General features: G+C 65.3%; 17 protein-coding genes and 1 pseudogene. 4 read left to right on the top strand and 14 right to left on the bottom strand.

The annotated features are described in order from the left end of the window. The first annotated feature begins 8 nt into the window (after positions 1-8). Both rsmD and AE618_RS01700 read left to right on the top strand, forming a co-directional pair. Positions 9-569 (top strand): 16S rRNA (guanine(966)-N(2))-methyltransferase RsmD, encoded by a 561-nt coding sequence (gene rsmD / locus AE618_RS01705; protein ID WP_054207330.1) that lies wholly within the window; start codon positions 9-11, stop codon positions 567-569. 271 nt (positions 570-840) lie between these two features. Then, the gene (locus AE618_RS01700; RefSeq protein ID WP_054207329.1) at positions 841-1,377 is read left to right on the top strand and encodes a hypothetical protein; all 537 of its coding nucleotides are present in this window, start codon (positions 841-843) and stop codon (positions 1,375-1,377) included. A gap of 209 nt (positions 1,378-1,586) precedes the next feature. Here AE618_RS01700 and minE read toward each other — a convergent pair whose 3' ends face one another. Genes minE through minC form a run of 3 tightly spaced genes read right to left on the bottom strand, consistent with a single transcriptional unit; the run spans position 1,587 to position 3,447 of the window. After that, positions 1,587-1,850, bottom strand: coding sequence for a cell division topological specificity factor MinE (gene minE / locus AE618_RS01695; protein ID WP_054207328.1), 264 nt, complete (start codon positions 1,848-1,850; stop codon positions 1,587-1,589). Further along, entirely contained in the window at positions 1,847-2,662 is an 816-nt protein-coding gene (minD, locus tag AE618_RS01690) for a septum site-determining protein MinD (protein WP_054207327.1), read from the bottom strand. Before minD ends, minE begins: the two co-directional genes overlap by 4 nt. A 35-nt stretch (positions 2,663-2,697) precedes the next feature. Then, positions 2,698-3,447, bottom strand: coding sequence for a septum site-determining protein MinC (gene minC / locus AE618_RS01685; protein WP_054207326.1), 750 nt, complete (start codon positions 3,445-3,447; stop codon positions 2,698-2,700). Positions 3,448-4,207: 760 nt separating this feature from the next. Here minC and AE618_RS29210 point away from each other — a divergent pair. Next, positions 4,208-4,373 (top strand): annotated as a pseudogene (locus tag AE618_RS29210) (ClpX C4-type zinc finger protein); the annotation flags it as partial. A 1,002-nt stretch (positions 4,374-5,375) separates the two neighbouring features. On the opposite strand, the gene mutL reads toward AE618_RS29210, so the two are convergent. The 8 genes from mutL to AE618_RS01645 form a co-directional block, all read right to left on the bottom strand. After that, entirely contained in the window at positions 5,376-7,181 is a 1,806-nt protein-coding gene (gene mutL / locus AE618_RS01680; RefSeq protein ID WP_054207325.1) for a DNA mismatch repair endonuclease MutL, read from the bottom strand. Positions 7,182-7,401: 220 nt separating this feature from the next. Next, positions 7,402-8,694 (bottom strand): M16 family metallopeptidase, encoded by a 1,293-nt coding sequence (locus AE618_RS01675; protein WP_054207324.1) that lies wholly within the window; start codon positions 8,692-8,694, stop codon positions 7,402-7,404. Positions 8,695-8,766: 72 nt separating this feature from the next. Then, a complete protein-coding gene (locus tag AE618_RS01670; RefSeq protein ID WP_248310716.1) occupies positions 8,767-10,050 on the bottom strand; it encodes a M16 family metallopeptidase in 1,284 nt (427 codons plus the stop codon). A 183-nt stretch (positions 10,051-10,233) separates the two neighbouring features. Next, positions 10,234-10,878 carry a hypothetical protein gene (locus tag AE618_RS01665; protein ID WP_054207323.1) on the bottom strand — a complete coding sequence of 215 codons (645 nt, stop codon included), beginning with the start codon at positions 10,876-10,878 and terminating at the stop codon, positions 10,234-10,236. A 76-nt stretch (positions 10,879-10,954) separates the two neighbouring features. After that, the gene (gene lspA / locus AE618_RS01660) at positions 10,955-11,437 is read right to left on the bottom strand and encodes a signal peptidase II (RefSeq protein WP_054207322.1); all 483 of its coding nucleotides are present in this window, start codon (positions 11,435-11,437) and stop codon (positions 10,955-10,957) included. Continuing rightward, positions 11,434-14,445, bottom strand: coding sequence for an isoleucine--tRNA ligase (gene ileS / locus AE618_RS01655; RefSeq protein WP_054207321.1), 3,012 nt, complete (start codon positions 14,443-14,445; stop codon positions 11,434-11,436). The genes lspA and ileS overlap by 4 nt, the downstream gene beginning before the upstream one ends. 363 nt (positions 14,446-14,808) lie before the next feature. Continuing rightward, positions 14,809-15,777 (bottom strand): bifunctional riboflavin kinase/FAD synthetase, encoded by a 969-nt coding sequence (locus tag AE618_RS01650; RefSeq protein ID WP_054207320.1) that lies wholly within the window; start codon positions 15,775-15,777, stop codon positions 14,809-14,811. A 191-nt stretch (positions 15,778-15,968) separates the two neighbouring features. Then, a complete protein-coding gene (locus AE618_RS01645; protein WP_054207319.1) occupies positions 15,969-16,412 on the bottom strand; it encodes a MaoC family dehydratase in 444 nt (147 codons plus the stop codon). 270 nt (positions 16,413-16,682) lie between these two features. On the opposite strand from AE618_RS01645, the gene AE618_RS01640 reads away from it, so the two are divergent. Beyond that, entirely contained in the window at positions 16,683-17,066 is a 384-nt protein-coding gene (locus tag AE618_RS01640) for a response regulator (RefSeq protein ID WP_054207318.1), read from the top strand. An 18-nt stretch (positions 17,067-17,084) separates the two neighbouring features. Here the strand turns inward: AE618_RS01640 and AE618_RS01635 are convergent, their stop codons facing one another. The 3 genes from AE618_RS01635 to AE618_RS01625 form a co-directional block, all read right to left on the bottom strand. Continuing rightward, positions 17,085-17,954: a TIGR01459 family HAD-type hydrolase gene (locus tag AE618_RS01635; protein ID WP_054207317.1), complete on the bottom strand. Its 870-nt coding sequence runs from the start codon at positions 17,952-17,954 to the stop codon at positions 17,085-17,087. A gap of 158 nt (positions 17,955-18,112) precedes the next feature. After that, entirely contained in the window at positions 18,113-19,570 is a 1,458-nt protein-coding gene (locus tag AE618_RS01630; protein WP_054207316.1) for an EAL domain-containing protein, read from the bottom strand. A 160-nt stretch (positions 19,571-19,730) separates the two neighbouring features. Further along, on the bottom strand, positions 19,731-21,521 hold the full coding sequence (locus AE618_RS01625; RefSeq protein ID WP_054207315.1) for a tetratricopeptide repeat protein: 1,791 nt from the start codon (positions 21,519-21,521) through the stop codon (positions 19,731-19,733). Positions 21,522-21,627: the final 106 nt, after the last annotated feature.

Raw genomic sequence — 21,627 nt, 5'->3', positions numbered from 1 at the left:
CCTAGCCGATGCGGATCGTCGGCGGGCGCTTTCGCGGGCGACCACTGGTCGGCCCCAAGCCGGGGATCGGGAGCATCCGCCCGACCTCGGACCGTTTGCGCGAGTCGCTGTTCAACGTGCTCGCCCATGCCTATGACGACCCGCTCGACGGGGCGCGCGTGCTCGACCTGTTCGCCGGCACGGGCGCGATGGCGTTCGAGGCGCTCTCGCGCGGCGCCACCTTCGCGCTTCTGGTCGATGACGGCACGGAGGCGCGCGGTCTGATCCGCGAGAACCAGATGGCGCTGGGGCTCGCCGGCCACAGCCGCGTCTTCAGGCGCGACGCGACGAAGCTCGGCGCGATCGGCCCGATGGCGCCTTTTGGCGTGGTGTTCTGCGATCCGCCCTATCGCAAGGGGCTGGGCGGAAAGGCCCTGATCTCGGCCCGCGACGGCGGCTGGCTCGAGCCGGGCGCCCTGATCGTGCTGGAGGAGGCAGGCGATGCCGAGATCGCCCTGCCCGAAGCGTTCGAGACGCTGGAGCGCCGCGACTATGGCGAGACGCAGGTGCTGTTGCTGCGGGCGGCTTAGAGCATGCTGATTTTCTGCGGAAACAGACGGTCATTCCGGACAAGCGGCGAAGCCGCGCCGCTCCGGAATCCATCGTAGAGCTCAGCAGCCTCCGATGGATCCCGGGGCAAGCCCGGGATGACGGCAGTGGTTCCGAGACAACACAGCACGCTCTACAGGCCCGGTCTCGGATCAGATTGCGAACGGTCGTTCAGCCGAGAGCCCCAATCCTTCATTTGGACGATGCCGGGCACGGCCTTGAGAGATAGGCCTTCTGCAGGAGAAGGTCGGCATGGCTGCACAGGGATTGTTCCAGCGGTGCTGCCCCAGTGGCAAAGGCTCGTCCGCCGCTGTCGCGTTCTTCGCGGCATGCGCGTGGATATGGACACCCACGAGCGCTCGCGGTGACAACGACGTTTTCGATGTCATCGCTCAAGTGGAGGCCATGCCATCGTTTTTGCCTCAGGATGTGGGGCGGCTCCTGGGGACGACGCTATCGCCGGTTGATCCAGACGGTCAGCTTTCCGACGATCTCAAGGGTTCGGGACCGATCTTGCGCGATGGAATCGCGATCACCGAAATCGTTCTGCGTCGTCGCAAACAGAAAGACGGACGCTATCTGACGTTCATGCTGTTTCGGCTCGACGGAGGGTGCGTGAACGTGGCGACGGTGGAGAGCAGGCTGGCACCGTTCGTCCGCATCGAGGCGCATCCGGATGCAAGCTCCAGACATTACTTCCTCTTCAAGGCGCGCCCTTCGGGCAAGCTTTCGCTGGGTATGTCGGAAGACGATTGTCTTCGATGGTTTTCGTTCGAGCCTCCGCTCTGACGGCCGCGTGCTGAACCGCCTGGCCTTCCCTTCACGAGACTGTCCGCTGCGAGGCTGGACGCACGGAGAGGCCGGCGGGCGCCTCGTGAGCCGAGATTTTGCCTCGTCGCGCAAGATCGTGATGTCGAAACGCCGGGACCATGGTGAGGCGCAGGTGCTGTTGCTGCCAGCCGCGCCCGCCATTGCCCCGGCAGGCTGATGAGAAAGCCTCAGGCCGCCTTCTTCGCGGCCTCGAACGGGATCTCGATGTCGACGGCCAGCGTCGAGACCTGATCGCCGCGCTCCATCTTGATGCTGACCTTGTCGCCGTCGATCTGGACGTGCTTGGCGATGGCACCCAGGATCTCGTCGCGCAGCTTGGCCAGCAGGTCCGATCCGCCGACGGCGGCGCGCTCATGAGCCAGCAGCAGTTGCAGGCGGTCCCGCGCGGCCGGCGCCGAACAGGTGCGGGAGAAGAGACGACGCAGGTTCATGCCGCTTTCCTTCCGAACATCTTGCCGAAGAAGCCGCGCTTTTCGCCGGGGACGATCATCGGGATGTTCTCCCCGTTGAGCCGGCGGGCCGCCTGGAAATAGGCGACGGAGGGCACGCTGCGCTGGTCGGCGAGCGTCACCGGCGTGCCGAGATTGGAGGCGCGCAGCACGTCCATGCTCTCGGGGATGATGCCCAGCAGCGGGATCGAGAGGATTTCGAGGACGTCCTCGACCTTCAGCATGTCGCCGCGCTCGGCGCGGGCCGGATCGTAGCGGGTGAGGAGCAGGTGTTTCTCCATGCGCTCGCCGCTCTCGGCCTTGACCGTCTTGGAATCGAGCAGGCCGATGATGCGGTCGGAATCGCGCACGGAGGAGACCTCCGGATTGGTCACCACGATGGCGATGTCGGCATGGCGCATGGCCAGCGTCGCGCCGCGCTCGATGCCGGCCGGGCTGTCGCAGATCACCCAGTCGAAGACGCTCTTGAGCGCATTGATGACCTTCTCGACGCCTTCGGCGGTGAGGTTGTCCTTGTCGCGCGTCTGCGAGGCCGGCAGCAGATAGAGCGTCTCCAGCCGCTTGTCGCGGATCAGCGCCTGGGTCAGCTTGGCCTCGCCCTGGATCACGTTGACGAGGTCGTAGACCACGCGCCGCTCGGCGCCCATGATCAGGTCGAGATTGCGCAGACCAACGTCGAAATCGACGACGCAGACCTTGGCGCCGTCATGCGCGAGAGCGGCGCCGAGCGCGGCGGACGAGGTCGTCTTGCCGACGCCGCCCTTGCCTGATGTGACCACGATGACCTTGCCCATAGACCTCTCCCGTTGATGTCGAAACTGCCGTCGGATCAGGCGAGCGATCCGAATTTGAAGGTGTCGCCTTCCAGCCAGAACTGGACGGCCTTGCCGCGCAAACCGGGATCGAGGTCCTCGGCCGCCTTGTAGTAGCCGTCGATGGCGACCAGTTCGGCCTCCATCTTGCGGCAGAAGATGCGCGCGCCGGCATTGCCCATGGTGCCGGCGAGTGCCCGGCCTCTCAGCGTGCCGTAGACATGGATCGATCCGCCGGCGACGATCTCGGCGCCCGAGGCGACCGATCCGACGATGGTCACGTCGCCTTCGATGAAGATCAGCGACTGGCCGGAGCGCACCGGCTCCGTCACGACCAGCGAGGGTACCGCCTTCGCCGGAAGCGCGATCGAGGCAGGGGCGCTTGGCTTGGGAGCGGCGGCGTCGGTCGCTGCCTTCACCCCTTCGGATGCGGCCGGCACCTCGATATCGCCGGTCGTGCGGCCGTCGGTCATGGCCGGCGGCAGGCTCGCATCGAGCAGCGAGGGGCGCGCGCCCTCGATGCCCATGATCCTGACATGGCGGGCCGCGAGCAGTTCGACGAGGTCGCGAAGCTCCGCGCGGTCGATCTCCAGCCCCGCGATGTCCAGCACCACCGGCCGGCGCATGAAGAAGCCGGTCGAGCGCGAGGCGAGATCATCGAGCCGCGAGAGCCAGTCCGCGAAGGGCAGCTCGGGCGACAGCGACAGCGCAAGGAAGCTGCGCCCCTTGAGGCGAATGGGCCTGGGTTGGGTTAACACGCTGGTCATCTTGGTAAATTTTCGGTTGATTCTGTGTAGGGCGGGGATGGTTAACAGAGGGTAAATAGCTACCGTATACGGAGCGGGGCACTCGAAACTGCCTCCATTTCAACTAAATATCTCATTACTTCAATATGATAAGACTTTCTTTCGTAACCGCGAAGTATCCGACGGCTCCGCCTCTACTGGCGCCTTATAGCGCCCGCTGTCGGTATTCTTGAACCACTGGCGCTGCTGGGCGAGCGCGGCCCAGGGACACGTTAAGTCTCGCGCCGATGATCGTGGCCTCCAGATAGATTCTGCTGCCTGCGCTACAGTAGATATGAAGCCGAAGTTGAAAGTCTTCATAGTATTTGACGTGACCGACGGCTCAACGCCAACAGACAAGCACAAGCCTATGCGCAATTATATACTAGTACATAAACACAAATACAAATTGTAAAATGTGATTAGTGAATTGTATTTATACGCAATGAAATTATAATATAATATAAAGACATCATTTCATTTAGAAAATTTGATTTATATAGTCATCACGCTAAAATAATTATAGCGAGTTATCTAAATATCAATTATTAGTATCATTATTATATGCAGTAACGGCTCAACGAAACATTGTTTGCGATAATTACTTGTAAATGCTTTAGTCTTGACTTATCGTATGCAACCAGCAATCCTGCGAACCGCAACGCTTGGGTGGCACGCCAATTAGCGTTCCGGTCAGGCGCTAGATGAAAAATATGGACAATTATTCCCAGGATTCATACTTATGAGAAAGCCTAAAGATCAAATTCCTATTGGATCTGCGAATGCACTAGATACTAGAAACAATAGGAAATCGACACTATACTGTTCTTTTTGTGATAAATCGCAATATGAAGTTGAAACCCTGATAGCTGGACCAACCGTATTCATATGCAATGAATGCAGCTCGGTATGCGACGAAATTATTCTCGACAGACATTTTAATGACAGAGTGGTAGTTCGCGTACGACTACCGAATAGCGTTCAAATTGACGATACTTTGTATTCGGCAGTTGCCGAACACTTAAGAAATCAGTTTCAGGATATCGGCCTTCGTTATGATCACAAATCGATATCTAATAACGATTTTAAAAATTCAAATCCGGTCACTCTGGTGTTCTCCTACGAAAAATTTTTGGGAGATAAACCTGTCGATAAAGGACCATACCTTGAACTTTCTCAAAAGCTTGCGAAAGAAATATCAAAAACTGCTATCCTGCAAGAGAAATATCTTAACGCGAGCGACCGTGTTCGCTCGTTAAACGAAGAACTCAATCAGATTAAGGGCGAATATTTAAGTTTTTTAAGAAATAGTCAAAACAACCTTAGTTCATTGTCCGATTTATATGCTGTATCATTTATCGATATTAAGGGTTTTTCCGTATTGTCTGAAGAAGAGAAACGACGCGTAGTAGAACTTATAAGAAGCCTTGTCCCTCCCCTTCTAACCGCGAATGGCGCGAGGCAGGTAAATATGTGGGGTGACGGCATCGTTGCGGTGTTTTCTGATGTCAATCAAGCAGTTGGTGCAGCAGTCAAATTCTTACGTCATTTAGGAGTCGAGCAGCTCGAAGCACGGATTGGCATGGCGTGGGGCAATGTCAAAGTTCACTATAATCCGGCGATCGGCCGAACGGATATAGAAGGCCTGACTGTAGATCGCGCAGCACGACTTGAAGCAATAGCGCAGCCGGGCGATATAATACTATCCAGTGAATTTGAAGGCCACGACATAGATTCACATTTGGGAATAATTCAGAAGATAAAGGTCGAAATTAAAAAGCCGTTTGCTGATCACAAGGTCGGCGATGAGATTGATGTTTTGCGCCTAAGGCCACTTTCTAATTAAAAATATAACAACCATGATTTTTTTGGAATGATGAAGCCGATAATAGTAGAGAATATTTAGGTATTTACTTTCGGCCGAACAACCGCTCGATATCTCTCAGCTTCAGCTCGACATAGGTCGGACGGCCGTGGTTGCACTGACCGGAATTGGGCGTGATCTCCATTTCGCGGAGCAGCGCGTCCATCTCCTCGGGGCGCAGGCGGCGGCCGGCGCGGACGGAGTTGTGGCAGGCCATCGTCGCCAGGACATGGTCGAGGCGGCGCTCCAGCGAGCCTGCGGTTCCGTGCTCGGCGAGCGCATCGGCGACGTCGCGGACGAGCTTCTGGAGGTTGCCGCCCGCAAGTTGCTGGGGTGCCTCGCGGACCAGCACGGCGCCCGGCCCGAAGGGTTCGAGCCTCAAGCCCAGCGTCGCCAGATCGTCGGCGGCCGCGTTGAGCCGGTCGGCATCGACGGGATCGAGCTCGACGACCTCCGGCAGGAGCAAAGGCTGCGTCGCGATGCCGTTTCTGGCGCGCTCGGCCTTCAGTCGCTCATAGACCAGGCGCTCATGGGCGGCGTGCTGGTCGACGATAACCACGCCCTCGCGGGTCTGCGCGACGATATAGGTCTCGTGGAGCTGGGCGCGAGCGGCGCCGAGCGGGCGGTCGAGCGCGTCGGAAGCGGGCTCCGCGAGATGCGCGCGGGCGTCGGCCGAGGAGGCTTCAAAGCCGGCGAAGCCCTGCTGCGGGCGGGCGTCGAAGCCGGTTGCGGGCGAACCCCAGGTCGGGGTCTCGGGCAGGTTCGGGCGCAGCGGAGACGCGTTATTGCCGGTGCCGGCGAAGACCGCGCGGAAGGCCTCCAGCGTGCGGGCGCCGCCGGTCGTGGTGGCGCGGTGGCCGGCTTCGGCCAGAGCCGCCTTCAGGCCGGAGACGACGAGGCCGCGCACCAAGGCGGGATCGCGGAAGCGCACTTCGCTTTTGGCCGGGTGGACGTTGACGTCGACGAGGCGCGGATCACAGGAGACATCGAGGAACAGCACGGGATGCCGGTCTGACGGCACGACGTCGGCATAGGCGCCGCGCACCGCCGACAGCAGCAGCTTGTCGCGGACGGGGCGGCCGTTGACGGCCAGATGCACGCCGGCCGAGGTGCCGCGATGGAAGGTCGGCAGGCCGGCAAAGCCCGTGACGTGGAAGCCCTCGCGCGCCGCATCGAGCCGCAAGGCGTTCTCCGGGAAGTCGCGGCCGAGCGCGCGGCCGAGCCGCCGCAATTGCCCCTCCTCACCGTCCGTCTCGGCCGGCCAGTCGAAGGGAGAGACATGCTCGCCTGCGAGCGAAAAGCGGATCGTGGGATGGGCGATGGCGAGGCGCCGCAGCATCTCCGAGACGGCCTGCGCCTCGGCGCGGTCGCTCTTGAGGAATTTCAGGCGCGCCGGGGTGAAGGCGAAGAGGTCGCTGACCTCGATGCGCGTGCCAATGGCGGCCGCGGCCGGGCGCACGACGCCCTTCTCGCCGGCTTCGACCACGAGGCCGGAGCCTTGTGCCGCGTCGTGCCGTCGTGTCGTGATTGAGAGCCGCGCCACAGAGCCGATCGAGGGCAAGGCCTCGCCGCGGAAGCCCAGCGAGCGAATGGCAAAGAGATCGCCGTCGGGCAGCTTCGAGGTGGCGTGGCGCTCGACGGCGAGGATGAGGTCGTCCGGCGTCATGCCGGAGCCGTCGTCGACGACGCGGATGAGTTCGCGCCCGCCGGCCGTGATCGTGACGGCGATGGCGCGCGCGCCGGCGTCGATGGCGTTTTCAACCAACTCCTTCACCGCCGCAGCCGGCCGTTCGATCACCTCGCCGGCGGCGATGCGGTCGACCAGAACGGGATCGAGACGGCGGACGGACATGGTGTTTCCGTGGTGGCGGGAGGCGCGGCGAATCGGGCCGAGCCCGACGGATAGAGCGTAGCGGTTTCCCTCAGAAACGCGGCGTCATCCTGGACACGCCGTGCAGCGGCGCTGGCCGGGATCCATCATAGGGCTCCGTGGCGTCCTAGGATGGATCCCGGACGACCTTCGGTCGCCCAGGATGACGGTGTTTCCACACAAATCCGGGTGGCCTCAGGCTTCACATCAGCCCGACCGGCCGGCCCACCGCCTGCACCAGCAGGCGCGAATCGCCGAAGAGGCGTTCCGCCACGCGCTTGACGTCGGCCAGCGTCACGGCGGCGAAGAGCTGGTTGCGCTCGGACAGGAACTCCGGCTCGAAGCCGTTGGTCGCAAGGCTGAGCAGTTCGGAGGCGATCTTCGGCGAGGTGTCGAAGCGCAAGGGGTAGGAGCCGATGATGTAGCGCTTGGCCTCGGCGACCTCGTGCTCGCTGGGGCCCTCATCGGCGAGCTTGGCCATCTCCTCGCGGATCACGCTCATGGACTCGGCGGCGCGCTCGTTCTTGGTCGCGGTGCCGCCGACCAGCATGGCGCTCTCGCGCAGCGGCATCAGGCTCGACGAGACGCCATAGGCGAGGCCGCGCTTCTCGCGCACCTCCATGAACAGGCGCGAGGTAAAGGCCGAGCCGCCGAGGATGTGGTTCAGCACGCTGCCGGCGATGAAATCGGGGTCGTGCCGCATCAGGCCGGGGCCGACGAAGCGGATCACGGTCTGCGGCACGTCGAGATCGATGACATGGGTCTGGCCCAGCCCCTGGATCGGCAGCGGCTCGCGCGGCACAGCGCGTGGCAGGCCTTCCGGCAGCGCGCCGAAGATCTGGTCGAGGCGGCGCGAGAGCTCGTCGGCGGTGATGTCCCCGACGACGACCACCTTCAGACCGGCGCGGGTGAGCAGGTCGCGCGTCAGCGTCTTCAGCGTAGAGCCCTCGAGCCGCGAGACGCTGTCGACGTCGCCCTTGTCGGGGCGGGCATAGGCGTGGCCGGCGAAGGCTGCGGCATAGAGCGCGTTACGGCAGAGCGTCTCGGGGTTTTGCGCCTGGCGCTGCAGGCCGGAGATGACCTGCCCCTTCACCCGCTCCACCGCGTCGGCGTCGAAGCGCGGCGCGTTGACGGCGAGCGACAAAAGCTCGAAGGCCGTGTCGCGATGGCCGGACAGGGTCTGGAGATGGCCGTGGAAATCGTCGCGGCGGGCGTCGAAGCCCAGGCTGATGGCGGGGGCGGCGAGCTTGCCCTGGAAGGCCTCGGCATCGAGGTCGCCGGCGCCCTCGTCGAGCAGGCCAGAGATCAGATAGGCGCTGCCGGCGGCGTTGTCGGGGTCGCGCGTGGCGCCGCCGTCGAAGGCGAAATCGACCGCGATCAGCGGCAGGCTGTGCTCCTCGACCAGCCAGGCCTCGACGCCAGCCGGCGAGCGCACCTTCTGGACGGCGACGGAGGGGCCAGACAGGCTGGAGACGGCGGCAACGGATGCGTTCATGTCATGTCCTGACGGCGGGCCAAGTTCCGATCGGAAATCCGGCCCTGCCCTGTCGAGAAGGGGTAAGCGGGCTCAGGCCGAGGGCAGCAGCAGGCCGGTGACGCAGCGGTCGGGCCGGAGATAGCGGCGGGCGGCCTCGACGACAGCCTCGCGCGGCACCGCCTCGATCCGGTCCGGCCAGGCCAGCACGTCCTCGACGGTTTCGCCGACAGCCAGCGATGCGCCGAAAATGCGGGCGAGCGAGGACTGGCTGTCGCGGGAGAAGATCGTCTCGGCGACGAGGCGGGTACGGGCGCGGGCGAGTTCGAGGTCGCTCGGCCCCTCGCTGAGGAACGTCGCGAGCGCGGCGTCGAGACCGGCCTCGAGATCGGCCATGGTCACGCCGGGGCGCGGGCTGGCCGAGACCTGGAAGGCGGAGCGGTCGACCATCGAGCCCATGAAATAGGCGCTGGCGCCCGAAGCGAGGTCCTGCTCGACGCAGAGGCTGCGATAGAGCCGCGAGGTCGTGCCGCCGCCCAGGATTTCGGCTGCGATCTCGAGCGCGAAGACCTCGTTGGTGTCGCCGCTGCGATAGGTCGGCGTCAGCCAGCCGCGCCGCAGCGAGGGCTGGCGCACGCGCGGATCGCTTAGCGTGATGCGGCGCGCGGCACGCGGCTCGGGCTCGGCCGGGCGCTTGCGAACCGGCGTCTCGCCGCGCGCGGGAATCGCGCCATAGGTCTCCTGCGCAAGGCGGCGCACGGTCTGCGCATCGGTGTCACCGGCGACGACCAGGATGGCGTTCTCGGGCGTGTAGAAGCGCTGGTAATAGGCGAAGGCGTCGTCGCGGTTGAGCTCCTCGATCTCGTGCTCCCAGCCGATGATCGGGGTGCCATAGGGGTGATGCACGAAGAGCGCCGAGGAGAACTCCTCGCCGAGCTGGGCGGCCGGGTCGGAATCGACGCGCATCTTGCGCTCTTCGAGGACCACGTCGCGTTCTGGCCCGACGACGCTTTCGTCGAAGGCCAGCCCGGTCATCCGGTCGGCCTCGTAGTCCATCATCGCGCGCAGGTGCTCTTTCGGCACGCGCTGGAAATAGGCGGTGTAGTCGAAGGAGGTGAAGGCGTTCTCCTGCCCGCCGAAACCGGCGACGATCTTGGAGAACTCGCCCGCCGGCCATTTGGCCGTGCCCTTGAACATCAGATGCTCGAGGAAATGCGCGATGCCCGACTTGCCCGCCGGATCATCGGCCGAGCCGTTGCGGTACCAGACCATATGAGTGACGACCGGGGCGCGCCGGTCGGGAACGACGACAACATCCAAGCCGTTGTCGAGCTTGAAGGATTCGACCTGCTGGGCGGCCTGGGGCTGCGAATGCATGTTCACCTGAGGCCGTCTCCATGACTGGCGCGGATGCATCGCGCGCAAGGATTTTGGCGCGGAAGCGGGGCCGCGCCGGACTGTCCGAAGCTCAGGAGATAGGGCGGCTCGACGCGAAACGCCAGAGCCGCGTGTTTTGGCGAGCCCGCCGTCGTCCCGTCATGCGGTCACGACCGGAATCGCTCACTGCAGCGGGATCTGGCCAGTCAGGAACTCGCGCTGGCCGACGGCCTGCTTGTCCTCGACCGGGCCTCCCTTGCCGGGACCGACCGGAGCCGTTCCGGCCGGGCGACGGTAGCCCACCGGCGGCTCGGAGAGCAGACGGCGCGGCGGCTCCTCGCCATAGACCAGCTGATCGGCAGCGGCCTGGTTGGTGCGGGCCGCGAGTTCGCGGCCGATACGGATCGGGGCGATCTGGTTGTTGTAGTTGTTGTGGTCCTCGGCAACCTCCGGACGGCCGGCGTCGCGTGTCGTGCGGCCGCGGCGCAGCTCCTCCTGGCTGAGCAGGGGATTGTTGCGCCAATTGGGATTGGAGCCGGCAGGCGCGCGGGCGCCCTGCGCCTCGGCGCGGCGTGCTGCGACGTCGGGATCGTTCGGCCAGGCCGCATTGCGCGCGCTTGCTGGCTCCTGCGGACGCGGCAGGGTCGAGCCCGGGGGGACGACGAGCGGCGGACGCTGCCGATACTCGATATCGTCGCCCGGCCGACCGCCGATGACGCCCTCAACCAGATTCTTGAAGAGGATGCCTTCCTGGGCCAGCGCGGGCTGGGCCGCGAGCAGAAGGCCGCCGGCCAGAAGCAGATGCGTCACGCGGATGCGATGAGCCATGTCAAACCTCCCTCGAGGAAATATCTTCCCCGTCTCAAACCCCAGACGAACGGCGAAACGATGGCGAAGCCGGATGTTATGCCGACTTTTCCGCGCCCGGGCGAAAGGACTCATACAGCAGCCCGGCCACCCCGACAACGATGGCCGCATCTGCGATGTTGAAGATGTACCAGCTGAAGCTGCCCCAATGCAGGTGAACGAAGTCGACCACGGCGCCGTAGACGGCGCGGTCGAGCCCATTTCCGAGCGCACCGCCGACGATCAGCGCCAGGCTGACGACAGTCAGCGGGCGCTGCTCGCGCCACATCCAGCGCCCCAGCCAGACCGCCGCGACGAAGGAAACGATCACCAGCGCCCAGCGGCCGATGTCGGTGCCCTGCTGGAACAGCCCGTAGGAAATGCCGCGATTCCAGGCGAGGACGATGTCCATGAACGGCGTGACCGCATAAGGGCCGGTCTCGGCGAGGCGCAGGCCGAAGAGCAGCCAGAGCTTGAGCGCCTGGTCGGCAAGAAAAACGACCAGGACGACCGCGACGCCGAGACGACGGGCAGGACTCATCGCGCCGCCTGGCCGAGTTCGCGCAGTGCCTTGGCGTCGCGCGGCGTCACCGTGGGATAGGCCGGGTCGGCGATCGCGGGATCGAAATACTTCCAGGAGCGCGCGCATTTGACGCCGTCGGCGCGGTGCGGGACGACGGCTACGCCGGGAACGTCGGGCAGCCGGATCGCCTCCGTGGGCCCCTCCCCGCTTTCGATGCGGATGGCGGAGGTGATGCTGATCTCGGCGAGATCGGCGCCGGACAGGGCCGCCAGCAGATCGGGGTCACTGATGAAGACCTGCGGGGCCGCTTCCAGCGAGGAGCCAAGACGCTTGGCGGCGCGCTCCAGCTCCAGCGCGCCGGTGACGACGCGGCGAACCCGGCGGATCTTGCTCCAGCGCTCGGCGAGTTCAGGATCGAGCCAGTCGGCGGGGGCCTGCGCGAAGAGCTCGAGATGTACCGAACCGTCGAGCGTCTTCTGGTCGGGATAGCGCTCGAGCCAGGCTTCCTCGGCGGTGAAGACCAGGATCGGCGCGAGCCAGGTGGTCAGGCAGCGGAAGAGATGGTCGACGACGGTGAGCGCGCTCTTGCGGACATGGCTGGAGAGCGGATCGCAATAGAGCGCGTCCTTGCGAACGTCGAAATAGAAGGCCGAGAGCTCGGTGTTCATGAACTGCGAGAGCAGCGTCACCACCTTCTTGTAGTCGTAGGTGCGATAGGCCTCCTCGACCTGCGGGCCGAGCTCGGCCAGCCGATGCAGCATCAGCCGCTCCAGCTCCGGCATGGTCTGGATTTCGGCGACGCGGATGTCCTCGCTGAAATGAGCGAGCGTGCCGAGCATCCAACGCTGGGTGTTGCGCAGCTTGCGATAGGTCTCGACGAAGGTCTTGAGGATCTCCTTGCCGATGCGCAAATCGTCGGAATAGTCGGCCGCCGCGACCCAGAGGCGCAGGATGTCGGCGCCGGAATCCTTGATGATGTCCTGCGGGGCGGTGACGTTGCCCTTCGACTTCGACATCTTCTCGCCCTTCTCGTCGAGGCAGAAGCCATGGGTGAGGACGATGTCGTAGGGCGCGCGGCCGCGCGTGCCGCAGCTTTCGAGCAGCGAGGAGTGGAACCAGCCGCGGTGCTGGTCCGAGCCTTCGAGATACATCACCCGGTCATTGCCGCCGTCGCCGCGGCGACGCGCGCGCAGATCGGCGCGCTTCTCCAGCGTGAAGGCATGGGTCGAGCCTGAATCGAACCAGACGTCGAGCACGTCGGTGACGCGCTCATACTGCGCCGGGTCGTAGCCGAAGGGCTTCAGGAAGCGGGCGCCGTCCGTGTCGGTGAACCAGGCATCGGCGCCCTCGGCCTCGAACGCCTCGGCGATGGCGGCGTTGACCCTGGCATCGACCAGGAGCTTCCCGGTCTCCTTCTCGACGAAGACGGCGATCGGCACGCCCCAGGCGCGCTGGCGCGAGACCACCCAGTCCGGCCGGTTGGCGATCATGCCGTTGATGCGGTTTTCACCCGCTGCGGGCACCCATTGCGTGTCCTTGATCGCGCCGAGCGCGACCTCGCGCAGGGTGCGGTTGCCGAGCGTGTCGACGCCCTTGTCCATCGCGATGAACCATTGCGGCGTGTTGCGGAAGATCACCGGCTTCTTCGAGCGCCACGAATGCGGATACTGGTGCTTGAGACGGCCGCGCGCGACGAGGTTGCCGGACGCGATCAGCGCCTTGATGACGACCTCGTTGGCGTTGCCCTTCTCGCCCTTGTCCGTGATGACCTGCGCGCCCTCGAAGCCCGGCGCATCCTTGGTGAAGCGGCCATCGGCATCGACGGTGTATGGGATATGCGTGTCGATGCCGGCTTTAGCGAGCTTCTGACCATTGCTCATCCAGACGTCGAAGTCCTCGCGGCCATGGCCGGGCGCGGTGTGGACGAAGCCGGTGCCGGCCTCGTCGGTGACATGGTCGCCGTCGAGGAGGGGCACGTCGAAATCATAGCCGTGGCCGCGCAGGGGGTGGGCTGCGGTGAGGCCGGCGAGTTGGTCGGCGGGCACGTCCATCACGAGTTCGAAGGCCTCGACCTTGGCGGCCTTGAAGACGCCCTCCGCCAGATTCTTGGCGAGGATGTAGGTCGCCCCGACCTTGGCCCAGTTCTGCTCGGGCGCTGCGGTGATCCGATAAAGGCCATAGGCAATCTTGTTGTGGAACGAGATCGCGCGGTTTCCCGGCATCGTCCAAGGGGTTGTCGTCCAGATGACGACCGAAGCTCCTTGGAGAGTGACGGTCTCAGGGGGGACCGCCGCAGGAGTGTTGTCGTGGGCGATGGGCAGAACGTATCCCGAAGGCAGCACCGGAAACGCAACGAACACCGTGTCGCTGGTGTGCTCCTCGTACTCGACTTCGGCCTCGGCGAGCGCGGTCTTCTCGACCACCGACCACATCACGGGCTTGGAGCCGCGATAGAGCTGGCCGGTCTCGGCGAATTTCATGATCTCGCGGGCGATCTGCGCCTCGGCCGGGTAGGCCATGGTCAAATAGGGGTCGTCCCAATCGCCCTCGACGCCGAGCCGCTTGAACTCCTCGCGCTGGATGGAGACCCAGTGCTCGGCGAAGGTGCGGCACTCCTTGCGGAACTCGACGACATCGACATCGTCCTTGTTCAGGCCCTTGGCGCGGTACTGTTCCTCGATCTTCCACTCGATCGGCAGGCCGTGGCAGTCCCAGCCCGGGACGTAGTTGGAATCGAAGCCCAGCATCTGCTGCGAGCGCGTGACGAGGTCCTTCAGGACCTTGTTGAGCGCATGGCCGATATGGATGTTGCCGTTGGCGTAAGGGGGGCCGTCATGCAGGACGAAACGGTCGCGGCCTTTGCCGGCCTCGCGCAACTTGCGGTAGAGGTCCATCCTGGCCCAGCGGGCGAGCAGTTCCGGCTCGCGCTGCGGCAGGCCTGCCCGCATCGGGAACTCGGTCTGCGGCAGGAACAGCGTCTGGGAATAGTCGACGGCGGCGGTCTGTTCGGTGGTCTTGTCGGTCATGGTCCGGCTCGGGCAAGGCGGGCTGGCCTGCCATCATCGTCTGGCGTGGCGCTGTCCGCGGTGAAACTGGAAGAAATACGACGCTCACCCGGCTTGCGCGAGCGCCCGCGCCTCTAGCGCGGGGCGGCAGCCGGGCCCGTAATTCGCCGGAGCCTGATGAAGCGGAAGATGCGCACCATGATCATGATCGGCTTCTAGAGCAAAAATCTCGTCGCAGGAACCACCACGGTCATCCCGGCCGGAGCGAAGCGCAGAGCCGGGATCCATTCCGGAACGGGTCAGGAATGGATCCCGGGTCTCCCTGCGGTCGCCCGGGATGACGGCGCGCTTTTTCGAACGCGAGGGTGCTCTAGCAAAGCCCAGTTACGGAAGGAAGGGCGGCGTCTGGCGAAGGATGTCGCGTGCGCGCAGGCTGTCGGCATCCATCTGCGCGATCAGGGCTTCAAGCGAGTCGAACTTCGCCTCGCCGCGCAGCCATTCGACCAGGGCGACATCGACCTGCCTGCCGTAGAGATCGCCCGAGAAATCGAAGACGAAGGTTTCCAGGCGCGGCGCGCCATCGTCGAAGGTCGGCCGGCTGCCGAAGCTCGCGACGCCGTCATGCCAGATGCCGTCGATCTTCATCCTGACGGCATAGATGCCGTATTCCAGACGGCAGTCGCGGGCGAGATGCAGGTTGGCGGTGGGATAGCCGAGATCGCGCCCGCGCTTGTCACCATGGGCGACGACCCCGCGCACGAACCACGGCCGGCCGAGAAACGCCGCAGCGCGGGCGACGTCACCCTGCTCCAGGGCGGTGCGGATCAGGGTCGAGGAGACGGGCTCGCCCGCCCAGGAATAGGGCGGCACGACCACTGCGGGAATGGCCCGCGCCATCGCCCGCGCCTCGATCATCTCGGGAGAACCGCTGCGCCCCTGGCCGAAATGGAAATCGAAGCCACAGACGAGGCCTGCGGCGCCAAGCTTGTCGAGCAATAGCTCGTCGACGAAGGCCTCGGCATGAACAGCGGCGATCTCGCGGTTGAAGGGCAGCACGAAGGTCAGCGGCAGGCCGGCCTGCGCCAGAAGCTCGGCCTTCACAGCCGGCGGCGTCAGGCGGAAGACCGGCTGGTCGGGCCGGAAGACGCTGCGCGGATGCGGCTCGAAGGTGAGCGCGGCGGCCGTGGTGCCGCGCTGCGCCGCCATCTCCCGCGCGACGCGGGCGAGTTCGGCATGGCCGCGATGCACGCCGTCGAAATTGCCAATCGCCAGAACCGCACCGCGCAGCGTGTCGGGGATCGGCTTGTCGATGTCGAGGACGAAGCTCGAGGGAAGGTCGGCGGACGAGGTCATCGGGCAGGGCTATCCGGGCGCCCGGACGCGCGCCGGGCCGGCCCCGTCATTGGCCAGACGCGGCGAGGCGTCAAGCCGGGCGTTCAATCCACCGGGCGAAGGCAGGGCGTCACAGAGGCGCACCGCTTTCGTCCCCTCCCCCCGCTTTCGGAGGAAGCGGACGCGCCTTGCCTTCCAGTGATATCGGCGTCTCAGTCCTTCGGCGCGGACCGCGGCAGCGCCACCCAGGCCTCGCCCTCCAGAACCGCCTTGCCATCGACCAGGCATTCGCAGAACAGGCGAGCACGACGGCGCTCGGCCACGAGTTCCATCACCTCGACCCTGGCCATGACCACATCGCCGATCTTCACCGGTGCCAGAAAGGTGAGGGTCTGCGAGAGATAGACGGCGCCAGGCCCAGGCAGCCTGGTTCCGAGCAGGGCCGAAACCAGGCTCGCGGTCAGCATGCCGTGCGCGATGCGCTGGCCGAACTTGGTCGAGGCGGCGTAGCGGTCGCAGAGATGGATCGGGTTGGCGTCGCCCGAGAGCTCTGCGAAGAGCGAGACGTCGCGCTCCATCACCGTGCGCATGAGGCTTTCGCTCTGGCCGATGGCCAGGTCCTCGAAGGCGTGGACGGTGTAGAGGGCGCTGCGCATCGGGGGGATTGCCTTGGCCTGCGGCGCTGCACCAAGGCTCGCAGCCGGGATCGATCAGTCTCCGACCGAACCTGTCACAGCAGCGGCAAGCGGGCCATTGGACTTTGGTGGCCTCGCCGGAAGACGAATTCCGCTGCGTCACTCCAGCATAGGATTAACGGCTTTGAAACACGGGCGCGCTATGAGGTCGATCAACAACCGCTGCCAGATCAAGGCGGCGCGACACGGGCCATCGTTTCCGTGTCTTCACGTCTGAATTGGAGCACCACAATGGCTCTCGACCCGTCCATGCCCATCCTGGTGGTCGATGATTACCAGACGATGGTCCGGATCATCCGCAACCTCCTGAAGCAGCTCGGCTTCGAGAATGTCGACGATGCCTCCGACGGTCAGGCCGCGATCGCCAAGATGCGCGACAAGCAGTACGGTCTCGTGATCTCCGACTGGAACATGGAGCCGATGACGGGCTTCGAGCTGCTGCAGCGCGTGCGCGAGGAAGACGCCCTCTCGGCAACTCCCTTCATCATGGTCACCGCCGAGTCCCGGACCGAGAACGTCGTCGCCGCCAAGAAGGCCGGCGTGAACAACTACATCGTCAAGCCGTTCAACGCCCAGACGCTGCGTTCCAAGATCGAATCCGTCTGCGCCGTCTGAGAGCCCGGGCGGCTGCGCTCACCAGACCAGATGCGGCAGCGCATAGTCCGGGCGATGGCTTTGTCGCGCGAACCAGCCATGACGCTGGTCCCATGACGCCTCCATCAAATCCTGGGCATGGATGCCCGCCAGCACCATGATGCCGGTCGCCCCGAAGGCATCCGCGCCTGCGATGTCGGTGCGGATCGCATCGCCGATGCCGCAGATTCGCCCGCGCGCGATCGGCGCTCCGCGCTTCGCCTCCGCCAGGGCGAGCGCCGCCTCATAGATCGGCGCATGCGGCTTGCCGGCATAGACCACCCTGCCGCCGATCTCCTCATAGGCCAGCGCCACCGAGCCGGCGCAGGGCACGATCAGGCCACCACGTTCGACCACGAGATCGGGATTGGCGCAGATCATCTCGAGGCCGCGCGCCGCAAAACCGGCCAGCAGATCGGCATAGGTCCCGGCGGTGTCCGTCGCGTCGTCGAACAGGCCGGTACACAACACATAGCCGGCCTGCTCGGGGCCGACCTCGGGTGCATCGAGCCCCGCGATCAGCGGAAGGTCGCGATCGGGGCCGAGCCTGAACATTGGCTGGCCGGCGCGGGCCTGGATCAGCGCGCGGCAGACATCGCCCGAGGTCACGATCGCATCCCAGGCCGATTCGGGGACGCCGAGGCCCGCAAGCTGGAGCGCGATCCCCGCATTGGGGCGCGGCGCGTTGGTGACCAGAACCACGGTGATGCCGCGCTGGCGCATCGCAACCAGCGCCTCGACCGCCTCGCCGAAGGCCGCGACGCCGTTATGAACGACACCCCAGACATCGCAGAGGCAGAGATCGAAGCGGTCCGCGATCTCGGAAAAGCCGGACAGGGGCAAGGTGGCTGTGAGCTTGGATGACGGCAAGACGTGTCACTCCCTCTGGCTGGGTGCGGTCGGCTCTACAGCATCGGGCCTGTTCTCGCTACGAAGCTGCCCGCCACGAAACAGCCTTCCGACGAAGCTCCGCCGCATGCTGCGCCATGGGTCTGCCGCAGCAACCGGAACCGATCGACAGGGATGGATCAGGCGCTGGCGCGACGCAGGACCGAGCGGAACGACTGGCGCTGCGGGGCAGCCTCCGGCACAGGCGCAGCAGGCGGCGCGGGATAGCCGACGATCTCGGCGGCCTGACGCGGCGGTTCCGGGCTCGGCTCAGGCGCCGCGGCCGGCGGGGCGGGCTCGGCGAAGACATCGGGCTTGACCGGCCGCGGCGGCGAGAAGACCAGCCCCTGCGCCATCATGACTCCGAGATCGATCATGTCCGCGACCGTCGGATCGTCCCCGACCTCGTCGGCGATCAGCACCACCGAGGCACGCGCCAGCAAGGTCGAGAGATCGCCTGCGGCGATGTCCGTCGTCGCGCCCTCGGCGTGCTCCATCAGGAGCGTGGCGGGCGCCTTGACGAAGCGGATGCCGCGGTCGAACAGCGAGGTCGGATCGAGCCTGAGATCGACGAGCTGGTCGAGCGCGAAGCGCACGCCATTGGCTGACATCGCCCCGAGCAGCCCGAGACTCGTCGGATCGAGCCCACGGAAGACGCTCTGTGGCATCTCGATGATCAGGTGACCGGTATGCTCCCGGTATTTTTCGAGGATGCGCGACAAGGTCGCCAGCGCCTTCGACGAGCTCCATGTCGCCGCGCTGAAGTTGCAGGAGACGAAAAGATCTCCCTCCTTCGAGCCGAGATGGCGGGCGATGGCGAGCGCGCGCGTCAGGACGAGTGCATCCAGCGTCGGGCCGAAGCCGCGTTCCTCGATGACGGACAGGAATTCGTGCGGCAGCAGCAGCGTGTGCTCGTCGAGCCGCAGCCGCACCAGCGCCTCGTAGCCGCGCGTGCGGCGTTGCGGCAACTGCACGATCGGTTGCAGATGGACCTCGACCCGCCCTTCCGAGAGTGCGGCGCTGATGACGGCGGCACGTTCCGCCGCCGCCTGTTCCTCGGCCTGGCGGGCGGCCTCGGCACGCTCGGCGGCCAGCACGCGCAGGCGCTCCTGGCGGGCGGCCTCAGGGTCGACGACCACGACAGGCGCAGGTGCAGGAGGCGGCGCGGATGACGGCGCCCGGGATTGGACCGCGGCGATGGCGGCATCGTGGTCGGCGAGCGTCGTCGCGACCTGATGGATGAGATCGCCGAGCAGCCCGACCTCGGCGGTCAGCTCGTTGATGGCGGCTCGCGCCGGTGCGGCATCGACATCGCGCATCGGCATCTGCTCCACCCTTTTGGACAGGGCGTCGAGCCGTATCGCATTGGTGGCAAGCCTGACCTTGACCTCGCCGATGGCGGCGAGAACCTGTTCGCGCTGCGCCAGGCCGCGCCGTTCGAGCAGCCAGGCCGAGCCAAGCCAGCCGCCGCCGGCGAGAAGCAGTCCGAGCGCCGTGCTCAACGGCGCGGGCAGGAGAAGGGCCGCGATCGCGCCCACCGACAGCCCGGTGACGGCGCTGGCGAGGGGGTGGAGGGCATTGCGTTGGAAAGGGGCCAAGGCAGCGATCGCGCGAGGGGTTGATCGGGACGAGACGGCGAATCACACCATTTCGCCGAGAGTACCCTTACGCCAGCCCGCAAGCGAGCTTTTGCCTCGTTCGATGCCTGACACGCCCATCACCGGGCCGATGACCGCACTGTCCGGCCTTCAACGGGATTCAGGGATGCAGGATGCCGAGGTCTGCGAGGATGCGGTCCATGACCTCGCTGCCGAAGCCGCGACGCATGAGCCAGAGTCGCGGCTGCGTCTCGAAGAGCGGAAAACGCTTTCGCAGCGTTGCGATCGCCTCAGCCTTGCCCGCTTCGTTGCCATCCTGCATCCCCTGAATCGCGCGCCCCAGCAGCGCATAAAGGTTTTCGTCGGCTGCCAGAAACGCGCCATGCCCATTTGCAAGCTGTCGCGCGCCCAGCAGATGCGCGCCGAGGAGAGCGAAGAAATCATAAGCCGGCGGGCGCCCGGCGCTCAGCTCGATCGCTCGCTGCACAAGCGGCAGTCCTTCGGCGGGACGGTTGAGCTGGATGTAATGTCCACCGAGGCTGGCCATGATATCGGAATCGAAGGGGTTTCGGGTCAGGGCCTCGCGCCCGGCCTTGATCGCTTCATCCGTCGCGCCGCGCGCGAAAAGCGCCTCCATCATCGCCTGCATGCTCCTGCCGCTCGACGGAGCCAGACGGACCGCCGTCAGCGCGGCCGAGAGCGCCCGATCGAGCGGCGAGCCCGCCTGGGGATTGAGGCCGGAGGTGTATTCGCCCAGGCTGAGGAAGGTCATCTGGATCCAGGCGGGATAGAAGGTCGGGTCCCGGTCGATCAGCTCCTGAACGCATTTGCGGGCCGCGAGATGGTCCTCGGACGTCATCGTGCTGCGCGCATCAATGGCCTGATAGATGCACCGCATCGGCCCGGACGTAGGATTCTGGCGGATATCGGCATGGATGATGCCGAAGGGCTCGGCCAGCCGGGTCGCCAGGCGCCGGGCGATGTCGGGCAGGTCGCCGTCTTCCGCTGCCAGCGCCCGCGTCGACGACGCCGACCAGACGATGCGGCCATCGCGGACCGACCGGAGGCGGCCGAAGCTCTCGATGCTGCCGTCGATTCTCTGGCCCATCGTTTCGAAGATGTAGTCGATGTTGGCCGGTGGGGCCTGGCCGACAGGGGGGACCCTGACGGTCACAAGATCGTCAAAGCGCGACAGTGCATCGACCAGAACGCCGGAAAACCGGCGCCCGAGCGCGGTGATCGCGGGATCGTCGGGCAGGTCGGGCATCGAAACCGCCACGACCGTCGGCTCCAGCGGCACGTCCTGAAAGGCAGGGCCGGCGCCCATGACCGCCATGCGCGCCGACGACTCAGGCAGGGTTCCGGCCCCCGGCCCTGGCGCTCCATGGATCAGGCCTAGATACCACGCCGTCAGCGACAGCAATCCGAGGCAAAGGGCCATGCCGGCCATCACGGGCCAACGCCTGGCGATCTGACGCTCCTGCCGCGACTGCGACTCGCGCAGTCCGCCAGGCGTAGGCGAAGGAATCGCCATGGATTTTTCGTCCATCGGACGAACCGGAGCGGCGGTCTCGGCCGGCCCATGCTCGGCCAGCTCGAAGACCGGGACATAGGCACCTACCGGCATTGTGATCCGGACAGCATCGCTGGCGCCCTCACCCGCATAATATTGCGCCAGTGTCCGTCGCAGGCGACCGGCCTCGACGCGCACGATGGGGTCGGCCTGCGGGTCGAAATCGGACGGGCGGCCGAACGCTTCGACGGCGATCGTATAACCCTTCAACTCCGCCCCACGCCCCGCGAGAACGCGTTCGACCACGAAGCCGAGAAAGGCCGATAATTGCGGAGCGGCACGAAAAGCGTCCGAATCCAGCACGCGCGCGAGGCCCGCGCGAATCGCTGCGGAGGTTTCGCCCTCCGCTCGGTCGGACGCTGCGCTACTGTGGTCCATCGGGGTCCGGTCCAGTTTGCGCCCCCCTTTTTCAACCTACGCCAAAGGCGACGCTAGGTCACCTGCCGCGATGCTCGTTGTGCCGAATCCCGCCCGGCGCAGGGAT

It is taken from the genome of Allobosea vaviloviae, from assembly GCF_001298265.1.
In the GTDB taxonomy this organism is placed as follows: domain Bacteria; phylum Pseudomonadota; class Alphaproteobacteria; order Rhizobiales; family Beijerinckiaceae; genus Allobosea; species Allobosea vaviloviae_B.
This window is presented reverse-complemented; position numbering and strand designations above follow the sequence as displayed.

Excerpts from the sequence above, each read along its gene's own strand:
- rsmD (WP_054207330.1), top strand. The coding sequence starts at position 9 with ATGCGGATCGTCGGCGGGCGCTTTCGCGGGCGACCACTGGTCGGCCCC.
- AE618_RS01700 (WP_054207329.1), top strand. The coding sequence starts at position 841 with ATGGCTGCACAGGGATTGTTCCAGCGGTGCTGCCCCAGTGGCAAAGGC.
- minE (WP_054207328.1), bottom strand. The coding sequence starts at position 1,850 with ATGAACCTGCGTCGTCTCTTCTCCCGCACCTGTTCGGCGCCGGCCGCG.
- minD (WP_054207327.1), bottom strand. The coding sequence starts at position 2,662 with ATGGGCAAGGTCATCGTGGTCACATCAGGCAAGGGCGGCGTCGGCAAG.
- minC (WP_054207326.1), bottom strand. The coding sequence starts at position 3,447 with ATGACCAGCGTGTTAACCCAACCCAGGCCCATTCGCCTCAAGGGGCGC.
- mutL (WP_054207325.1), bottom strand. The coding sequence starts at position 7,181 with ATGTCCGTCCGCCGTCTCGATCCCGTTCTGGTCGACCGCATCGCCGCC.
- AE618_RS01675 (WP_054207324.1), bottom strand. The coding sequence starts at position 8,694 with ATGAACGCATCCGTTGCCGCCGTCTCCAGCCTGTCTGGCCCCTCCGTC.
- AE618_RS01670 (WP_248310716.1), bottom strand. The coding sequence starts at position 10,050 with ATGCATTCGCAGCCCCAGGCCGCCCAGCAGGTCGAATCCTTCAAGCTC.
- AE618_RS01665 (WP_054207323.1), bottom strand. The coding sequence starts at position 10,878 with ATGGCTCATCGCATCCGCGTGACGCATCTGCTTCTGGCCGGCGGCCTT.
- lspA (WP_054207322.1), bottom strand. The coding sequence starts at position 11,437 with ATGAGTCCTGCCCGTCGTCTCGGCGTCGCGGTCGTCCTGGTCGTTTTT.
- ileS (WP_054207321.1), bottom strand. The coding sequence starts at position 14,445 with ATGACCGACAAGACCACCGAACAGACCGCCGCCGTCGACTATTCCCAG.
- AE618_RS01650 (WP_054207320.1), bottom strand. The coding sequence starts at position 15,777 with ATGACCTCGTCCGCCGACCTTCCCTCGAGCTTCGTCCTCGACATCGAC.
- AE618_RS01645 (WP_054207319.1), bottom strand. The coding sequence starts at position 16,412 with ATGCGCAGCGCCCTCTACACCGTCCACGCCTTCGAGGACCTGGCCATC.
- AE618_RS01640 (WP_054207318.1), top strand. The coding sequence starts at position 16,683 with ATGGCTCTCGACCCGTCCATGCCCATCCTGGTGGTCGATGATTACCAG.
- AE618_RS01625 (WP_054207315.1), bottom strand. The coding sequence starts at position 21,521 with ATGGACCACAGTAGCGCAGCGTCCGACCGAGCGGAGGGCGAAACCTCC.